Below are 24,080 nucleotides of genomic sequence, written 5' to 3' on the forward strand. Positions count from 1 at the left end.
TTCGCCGCCGCCCTGGCCGGCGCCCGCGTCATCGCCCGCGGCGAGACGGCGCTGTTCGTCCGCGACGCCGGCGAGACCGCGCGCGGCGGCCTGGCGCCCCTGTCGGCGGCGGCCGGCGAGACGGCGGTCTGGGACGGCCGCTTCGAGATCGCGGCGCCGGAGGCCGTGCGCGTCGCCCCGCTCAAGGGGCTCGCCGCCCGTCTGCCGCCGGCCGAGCGCGCGGCGCTGGCGGCTCTCCCGGCCGAGGCCCGTCCGGCCCTGCCGGCCTTCGCCGACCCCGCCGGCGGCGTCTCCTGTCCCTTGCTGCGCCCCGGCGGCGGCGCGACGGTCCGGGCCCTGGCGGGCGAGCGGCTGCGGGCGGCCTGCGGGGCGATCGACCGTGAAGCGGCGGCGTAACAACGCCGTGCGTGGCGAAAATTAACCCGGCGTCCTATGTTGTGTCGGAAAGATCTGTTGACGCGCCTTTCGGGCGGGGCTCTTCGCAGCCCGCTCCGCCGGGCGGCGCGGCGAGGCTCAAAAGGCGAATTCTATGAACCTGCGTAACCTGGCCATCTGGGGCGTCATCATCGTGGTGCTCATCGGGCTCTACAGCGTGATGAACCAGAGCGTCAAAGGCGGCTCCAGCAGCGAGATCACCTACTCGCAGCTGCTGAACAAGATCGACACCGGCCATGTGAAGAGCGCCGTGGTCAACGGCGACGTGGTCGAGGTGCGCGACGTCGACGGCAAGACCTACACCGCCGTCACCCCGCCGATCCAGGACGACCTGATCAAGCGGCTGGAGGCCAAGAACTCCGACATCCAGGTCAAGCGCCCGGCCGGCATCACCCCGCTCGGCCTGTTCCTGCAGGCCCTGCCGATCCTGCTGCTGATCGGCGTGTGGATATTTTTCATGCGCCAGATGCAGGGCGGCGCGCGGGGGGCCATGGGCTTCGGCAAGTCCAAGGCCCGGCTGCTGACCGAGAACAAGAACCGCGTCACCTTCGAGGACGTCGCCGGCGTCGATGAGGCCAAGGACGAGCTGCAGGAGATCGTCGATTTCCTGAAGGACCCGGGCAAGTTCCAGAAGCTGGGCGGCAAGATCCCCAAGGGCGCGCTGCTGATCGGCCCGCCCGGCACGGGTAAGACCCTGCTGGCTCGCGCCATCGCCGGCGAGGCGGGCGTGCCGTTCTTCACCATCTCCGGTTCGGACTTCGTCGAGATGTTCGTCGGCGTCGGCGCCAGCCGCGTACGCGACATGTTCGAGCAGGCCAAGAAGAACGCCCCCTGCATCATCTTCATCGACGAAATCGACGCCGTCGGCCGCCATCGCGGCGCCGGCCTCGGCGGCGGCAACGACGAGCGCGAGCAGACCCTGAACCAGCTGCTGGTCGAGATGGACGGCTTCGAGGCCAACGAGGGCATCATCCTGGTGGCCGCCACCAACCGGCCCGACGTGCTCGACCCGGCCCTGCTGCGTCCTGGCCGTTTCGACCGTCAGGTGGTGGTGCCGAACCCGGACGTCGGTGGCCGCGAAAAGATTCTGCGCGTGCACATGCGCAACGTGCCGCTGTCGGCCGACGTCAACGTCAAGACCCTGGCCCGCGGCACCCCCGGCTTCTCGGGCGCCGACCTCGCCAACCTGGTCAACGAGGCCGCCCTGATGGCCGCGCGCAAGAACAAGCGCATGGTCACCCACCGCGACTTCGAGGACGCCAAGGACAAGGTCATGATGGGCGCCGAGCGCAAGTCGATGGCCATGAACGACGAGGAAAAGCGCCTGACCGCCTATCACGAGGGCGGCCACGCCCTGGTGGCGCTGAACGTCCCTTCGGCCGACCCGGTGCACAAGGCGACGATCATCCCGCGCGGCCGCGCCCTGGGCATGGTCATGCAGTTGCCGGAAGGCGACCGCTACTCGATGAAGTTCCAGCAGATGACCTCGCGCCTGGCCATCATGATGGGCGGCCGGGTGGCCGAGGAGCTGATCTTCGGCAAGGACAACGTCACCTCGGGCGCCTCGTCCGACATCGAGCAGGCGACCAAGCTGGCCCGGATGATGGTCACCCGCTGGGGCTTCTCCGACGAGCTGGGCGTGGTGGCCTACGGCGAGAACCAGGACGAGGTGTTCCTCGGCCACTCGGTGTCGCGTCAGCAGAACGTCTCGGAAGAGACCGCCCGCAAGATCGATTCCGAGGTCAAGCGCATCGTCCAGACCGGCCATGACGAGGCCCGCCGCATCCTCACCGAGAAGCTCGAGGAGCTGCACATCCTGGCCAAGGGCCTGCTGGAGTACGAAACCCTGGGCGGCGACGAGATCGTCAACCTGCTCAAGGGCGTGCCGCCGACCCGCGAGGACGAGCAGGAGGTCAAGCCGACCGGCCCGTCCGTGGCCGTGCCTCTGACCCACGCCCCCGATCCCGAGCCGGCGTGAGTTCGAAGCGCCCCAAGGTCATGGGGGTGGTCAATGTCACCCCCGACAGCTTTTCGGACGGCGGCCGCTTCCTCGACGAGGCGGCCGCCGTTTCGCATGCGCGCCGCCTGATCGCCGAGGGGGCCGATCTGCTCGACCTCGGTGGGGAGTCGACGCGGCCGGGCTCCGACCCGGTTTCCGAGGCCGACGAGATCGCCCGGGTGGTCCCGGTGATCGCCGCCGTCCGCCGCGACAGCGCCATCCCCATCTCGGTCGACACCATGAAGCCGGCCGTGGCCCGCGCCGCCGTGGCGGCCGGCGCCGACATCTGGAACGACGTGACGGCGCTGCGCGGAGCGCCGGACGCCCTGGCGACCGCCGCCGAACTCGGCTGCGGCGTGGTGCTGATGCACATGCAGGGCGAGCCGCGCACCATGCAGGACGCGCCACGTTACGGCGACGTGGTCGCCGAGGTGGCGGATTTCCTGGCCGAACGCGCCGGGGCGGCGATGGCCGCTGGCGTGGCGCGGGACAGGATCACCCTCGATCCGGGGATCGGCTTCGGCAAGACCCTGGCCCACAACCTCGCCCTGCTGGCCGGCCTCGACCGCATCGTCGCCCTGGGTTTTCCAGTGCTGCTCGGCGTCAGCCGCAAGCGTTTCGTGCGCGAGCTCGACCCGACGGCGGTCGAGGCGGGCGACCGCCTCGGCGGCTCGCTGGCGGCGGCCCTGGCCGGCGCGCGGGCGGGCGTGGCCATGGTGAGGGTGCATGACGTGCGCGAGACGGTCCAGGCGCTGACGGTGTGGAGCGCCATCGATCGCAGCTGACGGTCACGGCGGCGCCGAAAGTGGCTCGGCAAGCCGCCCCGCACGCGCTATCGCCAGATGATGACTGCTGATCCCAAAGGCCGCGTCCTGATCATCGCCGGGTCCGATTCCGGCGGCGGGGCGGGCATCCAGGCCGACATCAAGACGGTGACCATGCTCGGCGGCCACGCCGCCACCGCGATCACGGCGGTGACCGTGCAGAACACCCTCGGCGTCCACGGCGTGCATCCCATCCCGCCCGCGATCATCGCCGCCCAAGCGCGGGCGGTGCTGGAGGATATCGGCGCCGACGCCATCAAGACCGGCATGCTGGGCGGGCTGGAGACGGTGGAGCTGGTCGCCGGCCTGCTCGACGAGGCGGCCGGGGTTCCGGCGGTGATCGATCCGGTGATGATCGCCAAGGGCGGCGCGCCGCTGCTGGACGAGGCGGCGATCTCGGCGGTCAAGACCCTGTTGATCCCGCGCGCGGCGCTGCTGACGCCGAACGCGCCCGAGGCCGAGGCGCTGACCGGCCTCGTCTGCGCCGCCACCGACGACCTGCGCCGCGCCGGCGAGGTCCTGCTCGGCCTGGGCGCCCGGGCGGTGCTGATGAAGGGCGGCCACGTGCCGGGCGAGACCGTGACCGACGTGCTGATGACGCCGGACGGCGAGACCACCTTCGAGGGGCCCAGGCTCGACACCCGCCACACCCACGGCACCGGCTGCACCCTGGCCAGCGCCTGCGCCGCGGGCCTCGCCCAGGGCCTGCCCCTGACGCAGGCGACGGCGCGCGCCTGGGCCTATGTCGCCGAGGCCATGCGCCGCGCGCCCGGCCTGGGCGGCGGGCATGGGCCGCTGGATCACGGCTGGCCGCTGCGGGAGCGATAGCCGGGCGACGTCATCAGCCTGTAGCGGAGAATGAAGGATGAGCGAGGATCTGGAGGCGCGGCTGGCCGGGATCTTGCGGGCCAGCCCGACCCTGATGACGGTGCTGACCACGGTGCGCGACCTCGACCCGCCGGACTGGCGGATCTTTTCCGGCGCCGTCTACCAGACCGCCTGGAACGCCCTTACCGGCCGCGATCCCGACTATGGCGTCAAGGACTACGACCTCGGCTATTTCGACGACGCCGACACCTCTTACGAGGCCGAGGACGTGGTCATCCGGCGGGTCGCGGCGGCCTTCCCGCCGGGGCTCGCCGAGAAGGTGGAGGTCCGCAACCAGGCGCGGGTGGCGATCTGGTTCGAGTCTAGGTTCGGCGAGCCCTACGCGCCGCTGGCCCATACCGACGAGGCGCTCGGCCGCTTCGTCGCGCCGTGCTTCGCGGTGGGCGTCCGCCTGGAGAAGGACGACGCGCTGTCCATCGCCGCCCCGTTCGGCCTCGCCGACGTGTTCGACCTGACGATCCGGCCCAATCCCAACCGGCCGCTGGCCAAGGGCTGGGACCGGGTGGTCGCCAGCGCCAGGGCGCGCTGGCCCGAACTGACCGTGGTCCAGGCCTGATCGCCAGGGAGACCCGCCATGCGGCAATGGACCGTCGACGCCTTCGCCTCCGTCCCGTTCAAGGGCAACCCCGCCTGCGTGGTCGCGCCGTTCGCCGCCTGGCCCGACGCGGCCTGGATGCAGGCCCTGGCCGCCGAGAACAACCAGGCCGAGACCGCCTTCCTGCTGACGACCGACGACCCGGCCCGCTTCGGCCTGCGCTGGTTCACCCCGGCCATCGAGGCGCCCCTGTGCGGCCACGCCACCCTGGCCGCCGCCCACGTGCTGTTCGCCGAGCTGGGGCTGGCGGCCGGCCGCGTGCGCTTCGACACCCTGGGCGGGGCGCTGAGCGTCGTCCGCGCCGGCGACGGCTACGAGATGGATTTCCCCGCCGACCCGCCGCGCCGGATCGCCGAGCCCGAGGGACTGGCCGCCGCCCTCGGGGCCCGGCCGGTCGAGGTCTGGGGCGCGGCCTATCTGGTCGCCCTGGTCGAGGACGAGGCCGCGGTGCGGGCCCTGCGCCCTGACCTCGGCGCCTTGGCCCGGATCGGGGAGGGCGCGGCCGAGCCCGGCAATGTCGTGGTCGCCGCGCCGGCGCGGCCGGGGGCGGCCTATGACGTGGTCAGCCGCTTCTTCGCGCCCGGCTCGGGCATTCCGGAGGACCCGACGACGGGGTCGGCCCACTGCATCCTGGCGCCGCTGTTCGCCGGGCGGCTCGGCCGGACCACGCTGCGGTTCCATCAGGCCTATCCCGGACGGGGCGGCGACCTGGAGTGCGAGGTTCGCGCCGACCGGACCCTGCTGCGCGGCCGCGCCGTCACCGTCGCCGAGACGACCCTGCGCCTCCAGCCTCGGGCATGACGAAGGGGCGGCCCGCCGGGGCCGCCCCTTCTTTCCGCGCCGCGGGCGGATCAGCGATAGTACGGACCCGGACGGTAGTCGCCGTCGCGCTTTTCCCAGCGGATGCGCTGGCTCAGCGCCTCGTAGCGGCGGTCGAGGTCGGCGCGCCGCCAGCCGTTCATCCAGCCGTCGCGCATGTAGCGGTATTGCAGGGAGCGGATGTCGTTCAGTTCGGAACGCAGACGGCGGGCCTCCCAGCGGTTCAGCGATCCGTCGCGCTCGCCGCGGTCGATGCGCCAGGCCAGGCGGTCGGCGCGGTCGTAGTCCCAGCGGCCGCGATCGCCATAGTCGGCGCGGACGGGGCCGGGGTCCCAGGCCTGGGCGGCGGCGGGCAAGGCGGCGCCGGCGACGGCGGCGACGGCCAGGGCGGAGAGCAGGATCTTTTTCATGGCTGGAATTCCCTTCTGCGGGTTCGGTTTAACGGTATCGGCTGGGGCGGCCGCGATCGGCGTCGCGCTTTTCCCAGTGGATGCGGGCGCTGAGCGCGTTGAAGCGGCGGTCGAGGTCGGCGCGTTCGGCCGGGGTCAGGCCCGGCCGGCTGGCGCGGTAACGGTCCTCCAGGCGGACCAGGCCGTGCAGGTCGATGCGCAGGGACCGGGCCTCGCGATGGGTCAGGCCGCCGTTGCGCTCGCCCATGTCGATACGGCGGTCGAGGTCGGCGACGCGCTGGCCGATCGGTCGCCACGGCTGGGCGTCGGCGATGGCGGGGACCGCGACGGCCAGGGTCGAGGCGGCGAGGATCGAGAGCGTCAGGCGCTTCATGGCGTGTCCTTTCTCTAGCGGCGTCGCGGTGGCGGGGCCGGCGGCGTCATGGCGCAAGGAAAGCGGAAACGGCCTGAAGCCAGTCTGAGGGGAGCGTTGTCTCTCATTCAGCTTGCTGAACGCCGCCGGACGCAAAAATTTTGCTCGCGCGGGCGAAGCGTTCGTGTATATCCGGCGGCGGGCCACACCCTCCCAACGGGGTGCTGCCCATCTGCAAGGATGGGATACATCGATGAACCAGACTCCCGCTAAGCCGGCCATGCGCCCGGCTCGTCCCGAATTCTCGTCCGGCCCGTGCGCCAAGCGCCCTGGATGGGACCCCGGAAACCTACAGGGAGCGGTCGTCGGCCGTTCCCACCGTTCCAAGCCCGGCAAGGCGCGCCTGAAAGAGGCGATCGACCGCACCCGCGAGGTCTTGGAAGTTCCCCCCGAATTCCTGATCGGCGTCGTGCCGGGTTCGGACACCGGCGCCGTCGAGATGGCGCTGTGGTCGCTGCTCGGCGCCCGGCCGGTGCAATTGCTCGCCTTCGAAAGCTTCGGCAAGGACTGGGTCACGGACGTGACCAAGCAGCTCAAGCTCAAGGACGTCGAGGTGCTCGACGCGGCCTACGGCCACCTGCCGGACCTGGCCAAGGTGCGCAAGGACGCCGACCTGGTGTTCACCTGGAACGGCACCACCTCGGGCGTGCGCGTGCCGAACGCCGACTTCATCGCCGCCGACCGCGAAGGCTTGACCATCTGCGACGCCACCTCGGCGGCGTTCGCCCAGAAGCTGGACTGGGCCAAGCTCGACGTCGTCACCTTCTCCTGGCAGAAGGCCCTGGGCGGCGAAGGCGCGCACGGCGTGCTGATCCTGGGCCCGCGCGCGGTCGAACGGCTGGAAAACTATACGCCGGCCTGGCCGATGCCCAAGCTGTTCCGCATGACCAAGGGCGGCAAGGTCACCCTCGACCTGTTCGAGGGCGCGACCATCAACACCCCGTCGATGCTCTGCGTCGAGGACTGCCTGGACGCGCTGAAGTGGGCCTCGAACATCGGCGGCCTGGCCGGGATGCAGGGCCGCGCCGACGCCAATCTCGGCGTGCTGGAAGCCTGGGTCGAGAAGACCGCCTGGGTGGATTTCCTGCCGGTCGATCCGGCCACCCGCTCCAACACCTCGGTCTGCCTCAAGGTGGTCGACCCGCGCGTGGCCGCCCTGCCGGCCGACGCCCAGGCCGACTTCGCCAAGAGGCTGGCCTCGCTGCTGGAGAAGGAGGGCGCGGCCCTCGACATCGGCGCCTATCGCGACGCCCCTCCGGGCTTGCGCATCTGGTGCGGCGCCACCGTCGAGACGGCTGACGTCGAGGCCCTGACGCCGTGGCTCGACTGGGCCTTCGCGTCGGTCGCCGCCGAGCTGCTCGCCGCCTGAATCAAAAGCCGGTTCCTCGGCTGACCGCGCTCGCCGCCTTCGCAGGACGACAGGCCGCGCAGCGCGCGAGGGGCCGCATCCGCCTTTCACGCCTTTCGCCAGGAGAAAACCCATGGCTCCCCGCGTTCTCATCGCCGACAAGCTTTCCCCCGCCGCCATCGAGATCTTCACCGCCCGCGGCGTCCAGGCCGACGTCAAGACCGGCCTGTCCAAGGACGAGTTGCTGAAGATCATCGGCGACTATGACGGCCTGGCCGTCCGCTCGGCCACCAAGGCCGACAAGGACGTCATCGCCGCCGCCAAGACCCTCAAGGTCATCGGCCGCGCCGGCATCGGCGTCGACAATGTCGACATCCCCGCCGCCACCGCCGCCGGCGTCGTGGTCATGAACACCCCGTTCGGCAATTCGATCACCACCGCCGAGCACGCCATCGCCATGATGTTCGCCCTGGCGCGCCAGCTGCCCGCCGCCGACGCCTCGACCCAGGCCGGCAAGTGGGAGAAGAACCGCTTCATGGGGGTCGAGCTGTTCGGCAAGACCCTCGGCCTGATCGGCGCCGGCAACATCGGCGGCATCGTCGCCGACCGCGCCAACGGCCTGAAGATGAAGGTCATCGCCTACGATCCGTTCCTGTCGCCGGAACGCGCCGTCGAGATCGGCGTCGAGAAGGTCGAGCTGGAGGACCTGCTGGCCCGCGCCGAGGTCATCACCCTGCACACGCCGCTGACCGACAAGACCCGCAACATCCTCAGCCGCGAGAACCTGGCCAAGACCCGGAAGGGCGTGCTGATCGTCAACTGCGCCCGCGGCGGGCTGGTCGACGAGGTCGCCCTGCGCGAGCTGCTCGATTCGGGCCATGTCGGCGGCGCCGGCTTCGACGTCTTCGTCGAGGAGCCGGCCAAGGCCAATCCGCTGTTCGGTTCGGACAAGGTGGTGGCCACGCCGCACCTGGGCGCCTCGACCGTCGAGGCCCAAGAGAACGTCGCCCTGCAGGTCGCCGAGCAGATGAGCGACTACTTGCTGACCGGCGCGGTCTCCAACGCCCTCAACAGCCCGTCGATCACCGCCGACGAGGCGCCGAAGCTGAAGCCCTTCGTCGCCCTGGCCGAAAAGCTGGGCGCCCTGGCCGGCCAGATGGTCGATGTCGGCCTCAAGAGCATCGACATCGCCTATGAGGGCGACGTCGCCGGCCTGAACGTCAAGCCGATGACCGCGGCCGCCCTGGCCGGCGTGCTGCGGCCGATGCTGGCCGAGATCAACATGGTCTCGGCGCCGGCGGTGGCCAAGGAGCGCGGCATCACCCTGTCGGAAAGCCGCCAGGAGCAGAGCCCGGTCTACGACAACCTGATGCGCATCACCGTCACCACCCAGCTCGGCAAGCGCGCCTTCGCCGGCACGCTGGTCGGCGGCTCGCCGCGGGTGGTCGAGGTCAAGGGCATGGAGCTGGATGCGCCGTTCGCCACGGCCATGCTCTACGTCAACAACCTCGACAAGCCCGGCTTCATCGGCGCGCTCGGCATCCTGCTGGCCGAGGCCGGGGTCAACATCGCCACCTTCAACCTCGGGCGCACCGCCGCCGGCGAGGACGCCATCGCCCTGGTCGGCGTCGACCAGGCCCCGGACGAGGCCCTGCTGGCCAAGGTGCAGGCCCTGCCGCACGTCAAGGAGGCGCGCAGCCTGACCTTCTGATCCGGCTCCGCCGCCGGCCGTTCGTGCGGCTGGCGGCGGCGTTCCGCGCGAAACACTACAAATCCCCGACGCGATCCTATAAAGGTCCTGCGCCGCCGCCTTCGTCGCGGCGCGATCGCATTGCACGTCCCGCCGCCGAGTCCTGTCGAAGGGCGAACGGGATCTACCTGGGCAGGCGAGGAGTGCTATCCAATGGCCAACGTGACCGTCGTCGGCGCCCAGTGGGGCGACGAGGGCAAGGGCAAGATCGTCGACTGGCTGTCCAACCGCGCCGACGTGGTGGTGCGGTTCCAGGGCGGCCACAACGCCGGCCACACCCTGGTGGTGGACGGCAAGGTCTACAAGCTCAGCCTGCTGCCCTCGGGCGTGGTGCAGGGCAAGCTGTCGGTGATCGGCAACGGCGTCGTCGTCGACCCGTGGGCGCTGCTCGACGAGATCGGCCGCATCGCCGCCCAGGGCGTGGCGATCACGCCCGAGCTGCTGGTCCTGGCCGACAACGCCTGCCTGATCCTGCCGCTGCACCGCGACCTCGACGCCGCGCGCGAAGCGGCCGCCGGGGCCAACCGCATCGGCACCACCGGCCGCGGCATCGGCCCGGCCTATGAGGACAAGGTCGGCCGCCGCGCCATCCGCGTCGCCGACCTGGCCGACGCCGAGGCGCTGAAGCCCAAGATCGACCGCCTGCTCGCCCACCACCAGGCCCTGCGCAAGGGCCTGGACCTGCCGGAGGCCGACGCCGGCGAGATCCTTCAGCAACTGCTGGACGTGGCGCCCAAGGTGCTGCCCTTCGCCCGCCCGGCGTGGCGGACCCTCGACCAGGTGGTCAAGGCCGGCCGCCGCGTGCTGTTCGAGGGCGCGCAAGGCGCATTGCTCGACGTCGACCACGGCACCTATCCGTTCGTGACCTCGTCCAACACCGTCGCCGGCCAGGCGGCGGCCGGTTCGGGCCTGGGGCCGCGCGCGCCCGGCTTCGTGCTCGGCATCGTCAAGGCCTACACCACCCGTGTCGGCGAGGGGCCGTTCCCGACCGAGCTGACCGACGAGGTCGGCCAGCGCCTGGGCGAGCGCGGCCACGAGTTCGGCACCGTCACCGGCCGGGCCCGCCGCTGCGGCTGGTTCGACGCGGTGCTGGTGCGCCAGTCGATCGCCATCAACGGCATCCACGGCATCGCCCTGACCAAGCTCGACGTGCTCGACGGTTTCGACAAGCTCAAGGTCTGCGTCGGCTACCGCATCGGCGACCGCGCGCTCGACTACCTGCCGGCGGGCCTCAAGGACCAGGCCGGCGTCGAGCCGATCTACGAGTATCTCGACGGCTGGAGCGAGAGCACGCAGGGCGCGCGCTCGACCAAGGACCTGCCGGCCAACGCGGTGAAGTACGTGCGCCGCATCGAGGAGCTGATCGAGGCTCCGGTGGCCCTGCTGTCGACCAGCCCCGAGCGGGACGACACCATCCTGATGCGCGACCCGTTCCAGGGCTGATCCCGGCGGCGATCCCGCGGGCCCGGCGCGCCGGGTCTGGCGGGATCGCGCGTCAAGGCGGTGTTTACCCGATCCGTGCCTAATTCGGGGGACATACCCGAAGCTCCCCCGAAGAGAAGGCCGTGCTCACCGCAAGCTCCAGCGACCAGCGAAAGATCGTCCGCGCGCTCGACCGCGTGCTGGTGGTCGACCCCGCGCCGGCCGCCAGCCGGCTGTTGAGCGACCTGCTCAACCATCTGGGCGCGCGCGCCATCACGGTCGAACCGAACATGCGCCGCGCGCTCGAGGCGGCGCGCGCCGAGAACCCCAGCATCATCTTCACCGAGTTCGCGGGCCAGGCGTTCGACGGCCTGGAGCTGACGCGGATGATCCGCCGCAGCGAGATGGCCTGCCGCCAGGCGCCGGTGATCATGGTCACCAGCGAGGCCACCGCCGTCGCCATCGTCGGCGCCCGCGACGCCGGCGTGCACGAATTCCTGCGCAAGCCCTACACCATCAAGGACCTGACCAAGCGCGTCGAGGCGGTGGCCCTGCGCTCGCGCGACTGGGTCGAGGCGGTGCAGTACATCGGCCCCGACCGGCGGCGGTTCAATTCGGCCGACTACAAGGGGCCGCGCAAGCGCAAGAGCGACGCCGAGGCCACGCCCGAGGCGGCCAAGATCAACCAGGCCCTGCGCATCCTCAAGTCGGCGATCCTGGCCATCGACAGCGACCCGCGTCAGGCGCTGCGGGCCATCCACGCCCAGTCGGTCGAACTGGCGCGGGCGTCGGCGGCGACCGGCGACATGAAGCTCGCCGTCGCGGCGGGCGCGTTGCAGCGCTGCCTGGCCAAGGCGGTGGAGACCGGCGCGGCCGTGCCTCGGGGCGACCTGGAGCTCTGCGTCCGCGACCTCGTCGCGTTCCTGCCGCCGGACGCCGAGGGCAAGGCCCGCACGGCGGCCTAGCCTGGCGCGTCGCCGGCCGGCCGCGCGTTGCATTCCGTTGAAAACGGCTCATTGTTTCTCGCCCGGCCGGCCAAGACCGTCGCCCCGACGCGGTCCCCGGCCCGGTGGAGGGAAACCATGAAGGCGTTGCAGACCATCGCGGCGGTCCTCGCCGTGGGCGGCGCAGTCGCAGCTGCGCCTGGACCCGGCGTGGCGCAGCCGCAGGCCGATCCGGCCAAGCCGGCCGCCCGGCGGGACGGACAGCACGATTTCGACTTCGAGATCGGTACATGGCGAACGCATATCCGCCGCCTCGTCCATCCCCTGACGGGGTCGACGACCTGGGCCGAATACGACGGCACGTCGGTGGTGCGGAAGATCTGGGACGGCCGCGCCAACATGGTCGAGCTGGAGGTCGACGGCCCGGCCGGACACATCGAGGGGCTGTCGCTGCGGCTCTACAACCCGGTCTCGCACCAGTGGAGCCTGAACTTCGCCAACAGCGCCGTCGGGACGATGAGCACGCCGACCGTCGGCGAGTTCCGGAACGGCCGCGGCGAGTTCTACGACCAGGAAGAGCTGAACGGCCGCATGATCCTGGTGCGGGGCGTCTGGTCGGACATCACCCCGACCTCGGGCCGGTTCGAGCAGGCCTTCTCGGACGACGGCGGCCGGACCTGGGAAGTGAACTGGATCGCGATCGACACCCGCATCGGCGCCGCGCCGTCCGGGCTGGGCTAAACGCCCCGCGCGAGGAGGCCGGCCGAGCTCAAGACACAAAACCCCTCCCTCGCGCAGCGAAGGAGGGGCCTGGCGGTTCGGCGATCAGGCGATCTCGTTGGACCGCATGGTCTCTAGGCGTCGATCAGGTTGCGTTCCTCGGCGGCCGAGCGCATCGCCTTCTGCAGCTTTTCGAAGGCGCGAACCTCGATCTGGCGGACGCGTTCGCGGCTGACGCCGTACTGGGCGGCCAGCTCCTCCAGCGTGGTCGGGTCGTCCTTGAGCCGGCGCTCGGTCAGGATGTGCCGCTCGCGGTCGGTCAGCTCGGTCATGGCCTCTTCGAGCAGGCTCATGCGGATCGAGCGTTCCTCGTCCTCGGCGACCTGGGTCTCCTGCGAGACCTGGGCGTCGTCGGACAGCCAGTCCTGCCATTCGCTTTCGCTGTCCGAGCGCAGGGGCGCGTTCAGCGAGGCGTCCGGGCCGGACAGGCGCCGGTTCATCGAGATCACTTCCTCGTCGAGCACGCCGAGCTTGGTGGCGATGTGGCTGACCTGTTCGGGGCGCAGGTCGCCGTCCTCGATGGCGGAGATCTCGCTCTTGGCCTTGCGCAGGTTGAAGAACAGCTTCTTCTGGGCGGCGGTGGTGCCCATCTTCACCAGCGACCACGAGCGCAGGATGTATTCCTGGATCGAGGCGCGGATCCACCACATGGCGTAGGTGGCCAGGCGGAAGCCCTTGTCGGGCTCGAACTTCTTGACCGCCTGCATCAGGCCGACATTGCCCTCGGAGATCACCTCGCCGATCGGCAGGCCGTAGCCGCGATAGCCCATGGCGATCTTGGCGACGAGGCGCAGGTGCGAGGTGACGAGCTTGTGGGCGGCGTCGGGGTCTTCATGTTCGCGCCAACGCTTGGCGAGCATGAACTCCTCGTCCTTGCTCAGCATCGGGAACTTGCGGATTTCGGTCAGGTAGCGCGACAGGCCGCCTTCCGGCGACATCACGGCGAGTACGTTGGCTGTGGCCATAGGCCATCCCCTTAAGATCACGGTCGAGCGTCGGTGGTCGCATCCCCTGCGGCCTCGCCCGTCCCCTTGACGCCTAGATAGGATACCGATGCGTCTCCTTTAAGGCCGGTCACCCAATTGTAATGTCCGACTATGGGGCTCGGATATGACGAAATCGACGCAGGGGCCGATCCGGCGCCGACATCAGGGTCAGGACAGGGTCGAAAGGCGCCGTTCCAGGTCGGCCATGTCGGCGGGCGGCGGCGTCTCGAAGCGGAGGGCCTTGCCGGTGACCGGATGGACGAAACCCAGCACGGCGGCGTGCAGGGCCTGGCGCCGCAGCCCGGAGGCGGCCAGCGCCTCGCGAACCGGGCCGGCCGGCGCCCCCGAGCCGTAGATCGGATCGCCCAGGCAGGGCGCGCCCTTGGCGGCCAGGTGCACGCGGATCTGGTGGGTGCGCCCGGTCTCCAGCCGGCAGGCGACGCGGGCGGCCAGGGGCTTGGGCTGGGGCCCGAAGCTGCGTTCGACGGCGTAGTGGGTCACCGCCTCGCGCCCGCCCGAGCGCAGCACCGCCATCTTCTTGCGGTCGTGCTGCGAGCGGCCGATGCGGGTCTCGATGGTCCCTCGCGCCGGATGCGGCGCGCCGCGGGTCAGGGCGAGGTAGATGCGCTCGATGTCGTGGGCGGCGAACAGGGCCGACAGGCCGGCGTGGGCGCGGTCGGTCTTGGCGGCGACCATGACGCCGGAGGTGTCCTTGTCCAGGCGGTGGACGATTCCAGGCCGCGCCACGCCGCCGATCCCCGACAGGCCGCCGGCGCAATGGTGCAGCAGGGCGTTGACCAGGGTGCCGTCCTCGACGCCGGGGGCGGGGTGGACGGCCATGCCGGCCGCCTTGTCGACGACGATCAGGTCGTCGTCCTCGTAGAGCACGACCAGGGGCAGGTCCTGCGCCTCGGGCTCGGCCGGCTTTGGGGCGGGGGTCGCCAGCACGTAGAGGCCCGGCGCGGCCTTGGCCGACGGGTCGGCCGAGGGCGCGCCGTCGCGGGTCAGCGCGCCCTCGGCGATCAGGGCCTGGATGCGCGAGCGCGACAGGTCCGGCAGCCGGGCGGCCAGGGTCTTGTCCAGGCGGCCGCCGGCCTCGTCCGGGCCGAGCAGCACCGAGACCGACCCGCCGTCCGCCCCGGGGAGCCCCGTCTGCGGCGGCTCCGCCCCGAATTCCTCGATGTCGTCGTCCGCGTCTTCGGCCATGCCGGTTTCATAGCCGCGTCACGCCCGCGTCGCGAGCCCGACATCGCCGGCCGCTATCGCCAGCGGGTGCAGCGTAGAGTAGGGGCGCGTCGTCATGACCACCATTCGTCGAATCAGTTTGTTCGCCGCCGCCGGCATGGCGGCCCTCTCGGCCGCCGCCGCGTCCCACGCCCAGGACGCCGCCTCGCAGATCGACGAGATCGTCGTCACCGCCCAGAAGCGCGAGCAGAAGACGCTCGACGTGCCGATGGCCCTGACCGCCTATCGCGGCGATTTCCTTGAGAAGATCGGCGTCCAGGAGTTCGACAGGCTGTCGCTGTTCGTGCCCGGCTTCGTGGTCCAGAACCAGTCGCCGAACAATCCGGGCTTCGTGATGCGCGGCATCACCTCCGACAGCGGCGATTCGACGGTGGAGCCGCGCGTGTCGGTGTTCCAGGACGGCGTCTCGATCTCCAAGTCGCGCGGCTCCTATATCGAACTGTTCGACATCCAGCGCATCGAGGTGGCCAAGGGGCCGCAATCGACCCTGTTCGGACGCGGAGCCCTGATCGGCGCGGTCAACGTCATCCAGAACAAGGCCGATCCCTCGGCGCTCGACTGGCGGCTGCGCGCCGAGTACGGCAACGACAACTACGGCCTGTTCGAGGGCATGGCCAACGTGCCGGTCACGCCCGACCTGGCGGTGCGCTTCGCCGGGCGCTTCAAGCATCGCGACGGCCCGGTCGGCAACCTGCTGGGCGGCGAGCCGCTGGGCTCCACCGACACCGGCGCCCTGCGTCTGTCGGCGCACTGGACCCCGACCGACCGCCTGACCGTCGACCTGATCGGCAACTACGAGGCCGACCATCCGACCGGCACGGCCTTCAAGTCCAACACCTTCGACCCGACCAACCCGACCACCGGCCAGGTGCTGGGCGACCGCAGCCCCAACAGCCCGGCGGCCCTGTCCAGCGGCTACGGCTTCGAGGGCGGCGCCGACCTGGGCGTCAAGCGTTACGTCCAGGGCGTCACCGCCCTGGTCGACTATCGGATCAGCGACGCTTTCAAGCTGAGCTCGATCACCGCCGCCCGCCACTTCCAGAGCGAGGAGGTGTTCGATCCGGACGGCTTCTCCCTGCCGATGCTGACCTTCGCCGAGGACGCCCGCGGCAGCCAGTACAGCCAGGAGTTCCGCCTGAACTACGATGAGGGCGGCCGGTTCACCTGGTTCGCCGGCGTCAGCGCCTTCGGCGAGAACGGCCGCCAGCGCGTGCCGGTGCAGATCGACGAACGCTACGCCCTGGCCCTGATCGCCGGGCAGATCGCCAGGCCCGACCCGCAGCCGGCGGCGGTGCTGGCCAATCCGGCGTTCTCGGCCGCCCTGCTCAAGGGCCTGGCCGGCTCCTACGGCTACGCCCTGCCGACCCCGATCGCCCAGGGCGTCGCCGCCAACCTCAAGGCCCCGCACCTGGAGAGCTACGCCAACTTCGGCGAGACCACGGCCTATGACGTCTATGGCGACGTCACCTGGCGGGCCACCGACAAGATCGAGATCTCGGCGGGCCTGCGCTACACCACCGCCGACAAGACCAGCCGGGTGTCGTCGGCGGTGCTGAACGGCCGCTCGGTGCTGGGCGGGGTGATGGCCGCGCTCAGCCTGCCCGAGCCGAACCGCACGGCCCTGCTGGCCGCCCTGGCCGCGCCCGGCGCGGCCGCCATCCCGCAGTCGGCCGGCTATCCCGTGCCGCTGTTCGGGATCGTCGCCCAGCCCACCGCCAACAATGGCGACAAACAGAGCGCCGACCTGACCGACGACGGCCTGACCTGGCGCCTGGTCGGCCGCTACAAGCCGTCCCCGACGCTGAGCTTCTACGCCTCCTACGCCCGCGGACGCCGGCCCGAGGTGCTGACGGCGGGCGCCCCCTCCACGCCGCAGGGCGCGGCGCGTTTCATGCCGGTCTCGGCCGAGACGGTCGATTCCTACGAGATCGGGGCCAAGGCCCTGCTCGACGGCGGCCGCCTCAGCCTGGAGGGCGCGGTCTACGACTACGAGTACGACCACTTCCAGACCACGGTGCAGCAGGGCGCCCTGCTGTTCACCACCGACGCCGGCCAGGCCCAGAGCTACGGCTTCGAGGGGCAGGCGACCTGGCGGCCGGCGCCGTGGGCCGACCTGTTCGCCGCCTACGGCTACAACCACGGCCGGTTCTCGACCGGGCTCTACAAGAACAACCAGTTCCGCCTGGCTCCGGACCACAAGCTCTCGGTGGGCGCCGCGCTCAGCGTCCAGGCCCTGGCCGGCCGCTTCACCTTCACGCCGACCTACACCTGGCAGTCGAAGATCTTCTTCGACGACGACAACGACATCCCGGCCCTGCAGAAGGGCCACCTGCTGCCCGACCTCGTCCAGGACGAGTACCAGAAGCCCTACGGCCTGCTCGACCTGCGCCTGGACTACCAGCCCTCGTTCTCGTCGAACTGGTCGGTGGGCGCCTTCGTCACCAACGCCTTGGACGAGAAGTACATCAAGGACGCCGGCAACACCGGCGACGCCTTCGGCATTCCGACGTTCATCGCCGGAAGTCCGCGCTACTATGGGGTGACTGTCACAATCCGCCGCTAGACGCGGACGGACACCAAAGCGGGGAGCGCGGCATGCGGATCGATCGGCGGAAGGCTCTGGCCCTGTTCGGCCTGGGCGCGGCGGCACCGGCGGCGGCCAAGGCCAAGGCCGGCGGAACGGCGGCGGGACGGTTCGAGCACGGCGTGGCCAGCGGCGATCCGCTGCAGGACCGCGTGGTGCTGTGGACCCGGGTGTCCGGCCTTTCCGCCCCGACGGCGGTGCAGTGGACGGTGGCCGAGGACGCCGGCTTCTCGCGCGTCGTCGCCAAGGGCGTGGCCGAAGCCGCGCCGCACCGCGACTTCACCGTCAAGGTCGACGCCGCCGGCCTCAGGCCCGGCCGCGACTACTGGTACCGCTTCAACCTCGGCGGCGCCGTCTCGCCGGTCGGCCGGGCCCGCACCCTGCCGCAGGGCGCGGTGAAGGACGTGGTGCTGGCCTTCGTCACCTGCTCGCTCTATCCGAACGGCTACTTCAACGCCTATGACCACATCTCCCGGCTCGACCGCGTCGACGCCGTGGTCGAGCTCGGCGACTACATCTACGAGTACGGCGGCGACCACTCCTACGGCATGGTCAACGGCAAGAAGCTGGGCCGCGCCCACGAGCCGGCCCACGACATCGTCACCCTGGCCGACTACCGGACCCGCCACGCCCAGTACAAGCGCGACCCCGACCTGCAGGCCGCCCACGCCCGCTGCCCCTGGATCTGCGTGTGGGACGACCACGAGGTCGCCAACGACGACTGGGCCGGCGGCGCCGAGAACCATGACCCCAAGACCCAGGGCGCCTGGATCGAGCGCGAGCGCGTGGCCATGCAGGCCTATTACGAGTGGATGCCGATCCGCGAGCCGGCCCCCGGCCAGGCGTTCGAGGCCATCAACCGCAGCTTCCAGTTCGGCGACCTGGCCAGCCTGATCATGCTGGAGAGCCGGCTGCTGGCCCGCTCCTACCAGCTGGAATACGACCGGCCCGAGGACATCCCGCTGACGGCCTACGAAGTCGGCGCCGACGGCGTCCGCCGCAAGGTGGCCGATCCGACCCTGGCCCAGAAGGTCAAGGCCGAGGCCGCCGCCAACGGCGGCAAGGCGGCCGCGCCCTATGTCCTGGGCCCCGACGTCGAGGCGGTGCGCGCCTATATCGACAATCCCGAGCGCCAGATGCTGGGGCCGCGCCAGGAGCTGTGGCTGGCGCGCGAGGCCGCCGCCTCGGCCAAGGCCGGCAAGCCCTGGCAGGTGCTGGGCAACGAGGTGGTGATGGCCCGGCTGATCAATCCGGACATCAAGAAGATGTTCGGCCCGGCCGAGTTCGAACGCCGGCTGGCCATGCTGCCCGAGAAGGAACGGGCCGGCGCGGCGCGCCTGGCCGAGGCCTTCACCTATCCGACGCCGTTCGACCTCGACGGCTGGAACGGCTACACCGCCGCGCGCGAGCGGGTCTACGACGCCCTGACGGCGGCCGGGGGCGGCAACCCGATCGTGCTGTCGGGCGACAGCCACGCCTTCTGGGTCAACGAGCTGCATGACGCCAAGGGGCGGCGGGTGGCCGTCGAGTTCGGGACCAGCTCGATCACCAGCCCGTCGATGGGCGACTACGCCGGCTTCCAGATCGGCAAGGTGTTCGAGGCCCAGAACCCCGAGGTCAAGCTGAACGACCAGCTGTCGAAGGGCTATATCAAGCTGACCCTGACGCCGAGCGAGGCGCGGGCCGAGCTGACCGGCGTGACCATCGCCGCCAAGCCTTACGAGGCCAAGGTGCTGTCGACCTGGCGGGTGGCGGCGACGCCGGGCGTCGGCGTCGGGCCGGTCGAGAAGGTCTAGCGGCGATCCAGGGCCAGCCTGGCGGCGAAGCCCAGGAACACCACGCCCGTCAGTCGGTCGAGGCTGCGCACCACGGCCGGGCGCCTCAGGGCCCGGCCCAGCGGCTGGGTGGCCGCGATCAGCCCGCCGGCCCAGACCAGGCCCATCAGCACGTGCAGGCCGGCCAGCAGCATGATGAACGGCGCCGTCGGCGCGCCGGTGGGCACGAACTGCGGCAGGAACGAGACGTAGAACACGCCGATCTTGGGATTGAGCAGGTTGGTGGTCAGGCCGCGGACCAGCCAGCTTCCGCCGGCCTTCGCGGTTTCGCCGTCGGCCGCCGCCGCGCCGGCGTCGAACCGGGCGCGAGGGCGGACCAGGAGCTTGACGCCCAGATAGGCCAGATAGGCCGCGCCCGCCCATTTCAGCACGGTGTAGGCCAGGTGCGAGGCCGCCAGCAGCACGCCCAGGCCCAGCGCCGCCGCCGCGCCCCAGATCAGGCAGCCGACGGAGATGCCGATCGCCGCCCCGGCCGCCCGGCGCGGCCCCTCGACGGCGGCGGTGCGCAGGATCAGGGCGGTGTCGAGGCCGGGGGTGACGGTCAGCAGCCCCGCCGCCAGGGCGTAGGCGATCAGGGCCTGGGTCAGGGTCATGGCCGCTCCTTCAGTTCGCCGTCCTCGGCGACGCGATAGAAGCATGAGCGAAAGCCGACGTGACAGGCGCCGCCGTCGCCCTGGGGCCGGACCTTGATCCACACCGCGTCCTGGTCGCAGTCGACGCGCAGCTCGACAACCTTCTGGACCTGGCCGCTGGTCTCGCCCTTCTTCCACAGCGCCTGGCGCGAGCGGCTGAAATAGTGGGCCTCGCCGGTGTCCAGGGTCAGCCTCAGGGCCTCGGCGTTCATCCAGGCCAGCATCAGCACCTCGCCGGTTCCGGCGTCGGTGGCCACCGCGGCGATCAGCCCGTTCGCGTCGAAGCGCGGGGCGAGGACCTGGCCGCGCTCGAGCTCGGCGGTGGAGGCGGCGGTCGGGAACGGCGGCTGGGTCATGGCGGAAGTCAGGCGGCCCTCATGCGGGCCATGTCAAGCGCGCCGCTTCGCCGCCCACGAAAAAGGGCGCGGGCCAGGGCCCGCGCCCATGTTCGACCGAGGCGTGCGCCGCCTAGCGGCGGTTGACGAAGGTCAGGAAGCGTTCCTGCAGGGCCCTGTCGGTCTTGAAGACGCCGGTGAACTGGGTGGTGATCGTCGTCACGTGCTTGTGGTGCACGCCGCGGGTGGTCATGCACTGGTGCTCGGCGTCGATCAGCACGGCGACGCCGGCCGGCTTGAGGCTGTCGGTGATGGCGTCGGTGATCTGCTGGGTCAGGGTTTCCTGGGTCTGCAGGCGCTTGGAGAAGATCTCGACCACCCGCGCCAGCTTGGAGATGCCGACCACCCGGTTGGTGGGCATGTAGGCGACATAGGCCTTGCCCAGGAACGGGGCCATGTGGTGTTCGCAGTGGCTCTCCACCTCGATCTCGCGCAGCATGACGATGTCGTCGTAGCCCTGCACGTCCTCGAAGGTGCGCGACAGCTCCTTGGCCGGATCGGCGGCGTAGCCGGCGAACCATTCCTCGAAGGCGTCGACCACGCGGCCGGGAGTGTCGATGACGCCTTCGCGGCGGGGGTCGTCCCCGGCCCAGGCGATGAGGGTGCGAACCGCGGCCATCGCTTCGTCGCGCGACGGCTTCTTCACGGCTTCAAGATCAACATCGGACGCGCCGATGAGGGTTCGGTCGTGAGCCAGAGCATCCATGACGGCTAGTTTTCCCAGGGCTGAGTTGCGCCGGAACGCCTGTCGTCCCGGATTGACGCGTGCCACCCTTTTCACATCGACGAACGGCGCAAGGTTCCGGCCCCGAAAGCCCGTGGCCTGTCGTCGGACAGACAGCTATATGGGACCTGCGCCCATCCGGGCAACCGTTCACCCAGCGTCAAGGCCGATGAATCTCGTTCTCCAAGACACCATGGCCCGCGAAAAGCGGCCGTTCGTTCCCGCCGATCCCCAGCGGGTGACGATGTATGTCTGCGGACCGACGGTCTACAACTACGTGCACATCGGCAACGCCCGGCCGGTGGTGGTCTTCGACGTGCTGTTCCGCGTACTGCGCCGGATCTACGGCGCCGAGGCGGTGGTCTACGCCCGCAACATCACCGACGTGGACGACAAGATCAACGCCAAGGCCGCCGCCGAGGGGGTCGACATCTCAGTGGTCACCGAGCGCTACGCCGCCGCCTACCACGAGGACATGGCCGCGCTCGGCGCCCTGCCGCCGACCCTGGAGCCGCGCGCCACCGCCCATATCGAGGCGATGCAGGCGATGATCGCGCGGCTGATCGAGGGCGGCTCGGCCTACGCCGCCGAGGGCCACGCGCTGTTCGACACCCAGAGCTTCCCCGACTACGGAGCGCTGTCCGGCCGCGACCTCGACGACATGATCGCCGGGGCCCGGGTCGAGGTGGCGCCGTACAAGCGCCATCCCGCCGACTTCGTGCTGTGGAAGCCGTCCAAGCCGGGCGAGCCGGAATGGCCTTCGCCCTGGGGGCCGGGCCGGCCGGGCTGGCACATCGAATGCTCGGCCATGGTCGAGAAGACCCTGGGCGCGCCGATCGACATCCATGGCGGCGGCCTCGACCTGATCTTCCCGCACCACGAGAACGAGATCGCCCAGAGCCGCTGCGCCGACCACGCGCCGGTCTACGCCCGCTACTGGCTGCACAACGGTTTCCTCGACATGGCCGGCGAGAAAATGTCCAAGAGCCTGGGCAATGTCGTGCTGCCGCGCGAGTTGCTCAAGACCACGCCGGGCGAGGCGATCCGCTGGGCGCTGCTGTCGGCGCACTACCGCGCGCCGCTGGACTGGACGGCGGAGCTGATCGTCCAGGCTCGCCAGAGCCTCGACCGGCTCTATCAGGTGCTGCAGGACGCCGGCCGCGAGCTGGCCGGCTACGACGTCCGGAGCAATCCTGTGATCGAGCGGGCGGCGGCCGAGCTGGCCGCGCCGTTCGACGCCGCCCTGGCCAACGACCTCAATACGCCCCAGGCCCAGAGCGAGCTGTTCCAGCTGGCCCAGGGACTGCGCGCGGCCCTGACGGCCGGCGACAAGGAGGCCGCCTGGCTGCGCCGGGCCGCCCTGCTGCGGGCCGGAGAGCTGATCGGCTTCCTCCAGGCCGACCCGGGGTCCTGGTTCGAGGGCGGCGCCGACGAGGCGCTGAAGGCTCGCATCGACGACCTGCTGACCCGACGCCTGGCGGCGCGCCAGGCCAAGGACTGGCCGGCGGCCGACGCCATCCGCGACGAGCTCAACGCGCTCAACGTCGTGGTCATGGACGGCCCGCAGGGGGCGACCTGGCGGTTCCGGGAATCGGCGGAGGCCTGACGGGGCGCCATGCTCGAACGCTGCCGCATGTTCGCCGGCTACAACGCCTGGGCCAACGCGCTGATCTATGACGCCGCCGCCAGTTTGCCGGACGCGGCCTTCCACGCCGACCGCGGCGCGGCGTTCGGCTCGCTCGGCGGGACCTTGAACCACCTGCTGGTGGCGGACCGCGTCTGGATGGCGCGCCTTATGGGCGAGCCGCCTCCCTACGACCGCCTGGACGCGGTGGTCGCGGACAGCCTGGCGCCGTTGCGCGCCGCGCGCGAGGCCGAGGACCGGCGCATCCTCGCCTATGCCGAAAGCCTGACGGCCTACGCGCTGGAGAGCGATTTCCGCTGGACCAGCATGACCGCCGGCGTGGTGACGGTTCAGCCGCTGTGGTCGGTCCTGGACCATTTCTTCAACCACCAGGCCCACCACCGCGGCCAGGCCCACGCCCTGTTGACGGCGGCGGGCGGCGAGGGGCCGGCGCTGGACCTGCCGATCTTCCAGCGGACGGCCGGGATCGGCAGGGGTTCATAGGACAAGGATGTTGCGATGCCCGTGAAACTCGAACACCGGCTGGGCGTCCAGGCTCCGGCCGAGGTGATCTGGGAGGTGCTGTCCGACCTGGGGCGCTGGGACGAGTGGTGCCCGCTCTACGGCGCGGCGTCGGGGACGATCCGCATCGGCGAGGTGCTGACCATGACCCTCAAGCTGCCGGGACAGAAGCCCGAGGTCATCCGGCCTGTGGTGCTGGACTGGGTGCCGCACGAACAGCTGCACTGGCGGCTGTCGATGGCCAACGGGCTGGTGCGCACCGTCCGCTATTTCGAGATCGAGAAGATGAGCGAGGACGGCGCGATCTTCTCCAACGGCGAAATGTTCGGCGGCCTGCTGGGCGGCTTCGTCGCCCGACAGATGAGGACGTCGATCCGCGGCGGCTTCGAGGCCATGGGCGAGGCGCTGCGCGACCGCGCCGAGGCCCTCTGGCGCGAGCGCGGCGCAAGCGCCAAGTAAAGAGGCATGATCGACGACCTCTACTCCGCCAAGATCCTGCGCCTGGCCGCCGACATGCCGCGCGCCGGCCGGCTGGCCGCGCCGGACGCCAGCGCCGAGAAGGTCTCCAAGCTGTGCGGCAGCCGCATCGTCGTCGACGTGACGATGGATGGCGACCGGGTGGCCGACTTCGCCCAGGACGTGAAGGCCTGCGCGCTGGGCCAGGCCGCCGCCGCCGTGCTGGGCGCCCACGTGGTCGGGGCCAGCCTCGCCGAGCTGGAAGCCGCGCGCGACGCCTTGCGCGCCATGCTCAAGGCCGGCGGCCCGCCGCCGCAGGGCCGCTTCGCCGACCTCGCCGTGCTGGAGGCGGTCAGGGACTATCCGGCCCGCCACGCCTCGACGATGCTCGCCTTCGAGGCGGCGGCCGAAGCGGCCCGCGTCGCGGCGCCCGCGCCGGCGTCCTGAGTCG

The 24,080-nt window shown here is 70.9% G+C and carries 23 protein-coding genes and 1 pseudogene; 17 read left to right on the plus strand and 7 right to left on the minus strand.

The window, feature by feature from the left end:
- The 6 genes and pseudogenes from C5708_RS17095 to C5708_RS17120 all read left to right on the plus strand — a co-directional run.
- Nucleotides 1–396: pseudogene (locus C5708_RS17095) on the plus strand (tRNA(Ile)-lysidine synthetase); the annotation flags it as partial.
- A 133-nt stretch (nt 397–529) separates the two neighbouring features.
- Nucleotides 530–2,413, plus strand: a complete 1,884-nt coding sequence (ftsH, locus tag C5708_RS17100; RefSeq protein WP_242922979.1) for an ATP-dependent zinc metalloprotease FtsH — start codon at nt 530–532, stop codon at nt 2,411–2,413.
- A gap of 20 nt (nt 2,414–2,433) precedes the next feature.
- On the plus strand, nt 2,434–3,219 hold the full coding sequence (folP, locus tag C5708_RS17105) for a dihydropteroate synthase (protein ID WP_242923052.1): 786 nt from the start codon (nt 2,434–2,436) through the stop codon (nt 3,217–3,219).
- Nucleotides 3,220–3,279: 60 nt separating this feature from the next.
- Nucleotides 3,280–4,086: a bifunctional hydroxymethylpyrimidine kinase/phosphomethylpyrimidine kinase gene (gene thiD, locus C5708_RS17110; RefSeq protein ID WP_242922980.1), complete on the plus strand. Its 807-nt coding sequence runs from the start codon at nt 3,280–3,282 to the stop codon at nt 4,084–4,086.
- 37 nt (nt 4,087–4,123) lie between these two features.
- Nucleotides 4,124–4,702 carry a nucleotidyltransferase family protein gene (locus tag C5708_RS17115; protein WP_242922981.1) on the plus strand — a complete coding sequence of 193 codons (579 nt, stop codon included), beginning with the start codon at nt 4,124–4,126 and terminating at the stop codon, nt 4,700–4,702.
- An 18-nt stretch (nt 4,703–4,720) separates the two neighbouring features.
- On the plus strand, nt 4,721–5,542 hold the full coding sequence (locus C5708_RS17120) for a PhzF family phenazine biosynthesis protein (protein WP_242922982.1): 822 nt from the start codon (nt 4,721–4,723) through the stop codon (nt 5,540–5,542).
- Nucleotides 5,543–5,592: 50 nt separating this feature from the next.
- Here the strand turns inward: C5708_RS17120 and C5708_RS17125 are convergent, their stop codons facing one another.
- Together C5708_RS17125 and C5708_RS17130 are read right to left on the minus strand one after the other, a co-directional pair.
- A complete protein-coding gene (locus C5708_RS17125; RefSeq protein ID WP_242922983.1) occupies nt 5,593–5,970 on the minus strand; it encodes a hypothetical protein in 378 nt (125 codons plus the stop codon).
- A gap of 28 nt (nt 5,971–5,998) precedes the next feature.
- Nucleotides 5,999–6,343 (minus strand): hypothetical protein, encoded by a 345-nt coding sequence (locus tag C5708_RS17130; RefSeq protein WP_242922984.1) that lies wholly within the window; start codon nt 6,341–6,343, stop codon nt 5,999–6,001.
- A 232-nt stretch (nt 6,344–6,575) separates the two neighbouring features.
- On the opposite strand from C5708_RS17130, the gene C5708_RS17135 reads away from it, so the two are divergent.
- The 5 genes from C5708_RS17135 to C5708_RS17155 all read left to right on the plus strand — a co-directional run bounded on the left by C5708_RS17135 (nt 6,576) and on the right by C5708_RS17155 (nt 12,587).
- Complete coding sequence (locus C5708_RS17135) at nt 6,576–7,751, plus strand: phosphoserine transaminase (protein ID WP_242922985.1); 1,176 nt, start codon at nt 6,576–6,578, stop codon at nt 7,749–7,751.
- 112 nt (nt 7,752–7,863) lie between these two features.
- Nucleotides 7,864–9,441, plus strand: a complete 1,578-nt coding sequence (gene serA / locus C5708_RS17140) for a phosphoglycerate dehydrogenase (protein ID WP_242922986.1) — start codon at nt 7,864–7,866, stop codon at nt 9,439–9,441.
- Between the two features lie 192 nt (nt 9,442–9,633).
- Nucleotides 9,634–10,923: an adenylosuccinate synthase gene (locus tag C5708_RS17145; RefSeq protein WP_242922987.1), complete on the plus strand. Its 1,290-nt coding sequence runs from the start codon at nt 9,634–9,636 to the stop codon at nt 10,921–10,923.
- A gap of 122 nt (nt 10,924–11,045) precedes the next feature.
- A complete protein-coding gene (locus tag C5708_RS17150; RefSeq protein ID WP_242922988.1) occupies nt 11,046–11,867 on the plus strand; it encodes a response regulator in 822 nt (273 codons plus the stop codon).
- 117 nt (nt 11,868–11,984) lie between these two features.
- Nucleotides 11,985–12,587: a hypothetical protein gene (locus C5708_RS17155; protein WP_242922989.1), complete on the plus strand. Its 603-nt coding sequence runs from the start codon at nt 11,985–11,987 to the stop codon at nt 12,585–12,587.
- Between the two features lie 113 nt (nt 12,588–12,700).
- Here C5708_RS17155 and rpoH read toward each other — a convergent pair whose 3' ends face one another.
- Together rpoH and C5708_RS17165 are read right to left on the minus strand one after the other, a co-directional pair.
- Entirely contained in the window at nt 12,701–13,591 is an 891-nt protein-coding gene (gene rpoH / locus C5708_RS17160; protein ID WP_242922990.1) for an RNA polymerase sigma factor RpoH, read from the minus strand.
- 189 nt (nt 13,592–13,780) lie between these two features.
- Entirely contained in the window at nt 13,781–14,818 is a 1,038-nt protein-coding gene (locus C5708_RS17165) for an RluA family pseudouridine synthase (RefSeq protein WP_242922991.1), read from the minus strand.
- Between the two features lie 94 nt (nt 14,819–14,912).
- Here C5708_RS17165 and C5708_RS17170 point away from each other — a divergent pair, with 94 nt between their 5' ends.
- Together C5708_RS17170 and C5708_RS17175 are read left to right on the plus strand one after the other, a co-directional pair.
- Nucleotides 14,913–17,420, plus strand: coding sequence for a TonB-dependent receptor (locus C5708_RS17170; protein WP_242922993.1), 2,508 nt, complete (start codon nt 14,913–14,915; stop codon nt 17,418–17,420).
- 32 nt (nt 17,421–17,452) lie between these two features.
- On the plus strand, nt 17,453–19,237 hold the full coding sequence (locus C5708_RS17175; RefSeq protein ID WP_242922995.1) for an alkaline phosphatase D family protein: 1,785 nt from the start codon (nt 17,453–17,455) through the stop codon (nt 19,235–19,237).
- On the opposite strand, the gene C5708_RS17180 is transcribed toward C5708_RS17175, so the two are convergent.
- The 3 genes from C5708_RS17180 to folE form a co-directional block, all read right to left on the minus strand.
- Entirely contained in the window at nt 19,234–19,869 is a 636-nt protein-coding gene (locus C5708_RS17180) for a LysE family translocator (protein ID WP_242922997.1), read from the minus strand. The two genes, C5708_RS17175 and C5708_RS17180, sit on opposite strands and share 4 nt — an antisense overlap.
- Nucleotides 19,866–20,264, minus strand: coding sequence for a phosphoribosyl-AMP cyclohydrolase (hisI, locus tag C5708_RS17185; RefSeq protein ID WP_242922999.1), 399 nt, complete (start codon nt 20,262–20,264; stop codon nt 19,866–19,868). Before hisI ends, C5708_RS17180 begins: the two co-directional genes overlap by 4 nt.
- Before the next feature lie 112 nt (nt 20,265–20,376).
- Entirely contained in the window at nt 20,377–21,009 is a 633-nt protein-coding gene (gene folE, locus C5708_RS17190; RefSeq protein ID WP_242923001.1) for a GTP cyclohydrolase I FolE, read from the minus strand.
- 187 nt (nt 21,010–21,196) lie between these two features.
- Here folE and cysS point away from each other — a divergent pair, with 187 nt between their 5' ends.
- The 4 genes from cysS to C5708_RS17210 are packed head-to-tail and all read left to right on the plus strand — an operon-like array spanning nt 21,197 to nt 24,076.
- A complete protein-coding gene (gene cysS / locus C5708_RS17195) occupies nt 21,197–22,633 on the plus strand; it encodes a cysteine--tRNA ligase (RefSeq protein WP_242923003.1) in 1,437 nt (478 codons plus the stop codon).
- Nucleotides 22,634–22,642: 9 nt separating this feature from the next.
- Nucleotides 22,643–23,155: a DinB family protein gene (locus tag C5708_RS17200; protein WP_242923004.1), complete on the plus strand. Its 513-nt coding sequence runs from the start codon at nt 22,643–22,645 to the stop codon at nt 23,153–23,155.
- Between the two features lie 15 nt (nt 23,156–23,170).
- Nucleotides 23,171–23,632, plus strand: a complete 462-nt coding sequence (locus tag C5708_RS17205) for an SRPBCC domain-containing protein (protein WP_242923005.1) — start codon at nt 23,171–23,173, stop codon at nt 23,630–23,632.
- Nucleotides 23,633–23,638: 6 nt separating this feature from the next.
- Nucleotides 23,639–24,076 (plus strand): iron-sulfur cluster assembly scaffold protein, encoded by a 438-nt coding sequence (locus C5708_RS17210; protein WP_242923006.1) that lies wholly within the window; start codon nt 23,639–23,641, stop codon nt 24,074–24,076.
- Nucleotides 24,077–24,080 lie beyond the last annotated feature (4 nt).

It is taken from the genome of Caulobacter sp. CCUG 60055 (genome assembly GCF_022750545.1).
Lineage (GTDB): Bacteria > Pseudomonadota > Alphaproteobacteria > Caulobacterales > Caulobacteraceae > PUIC01.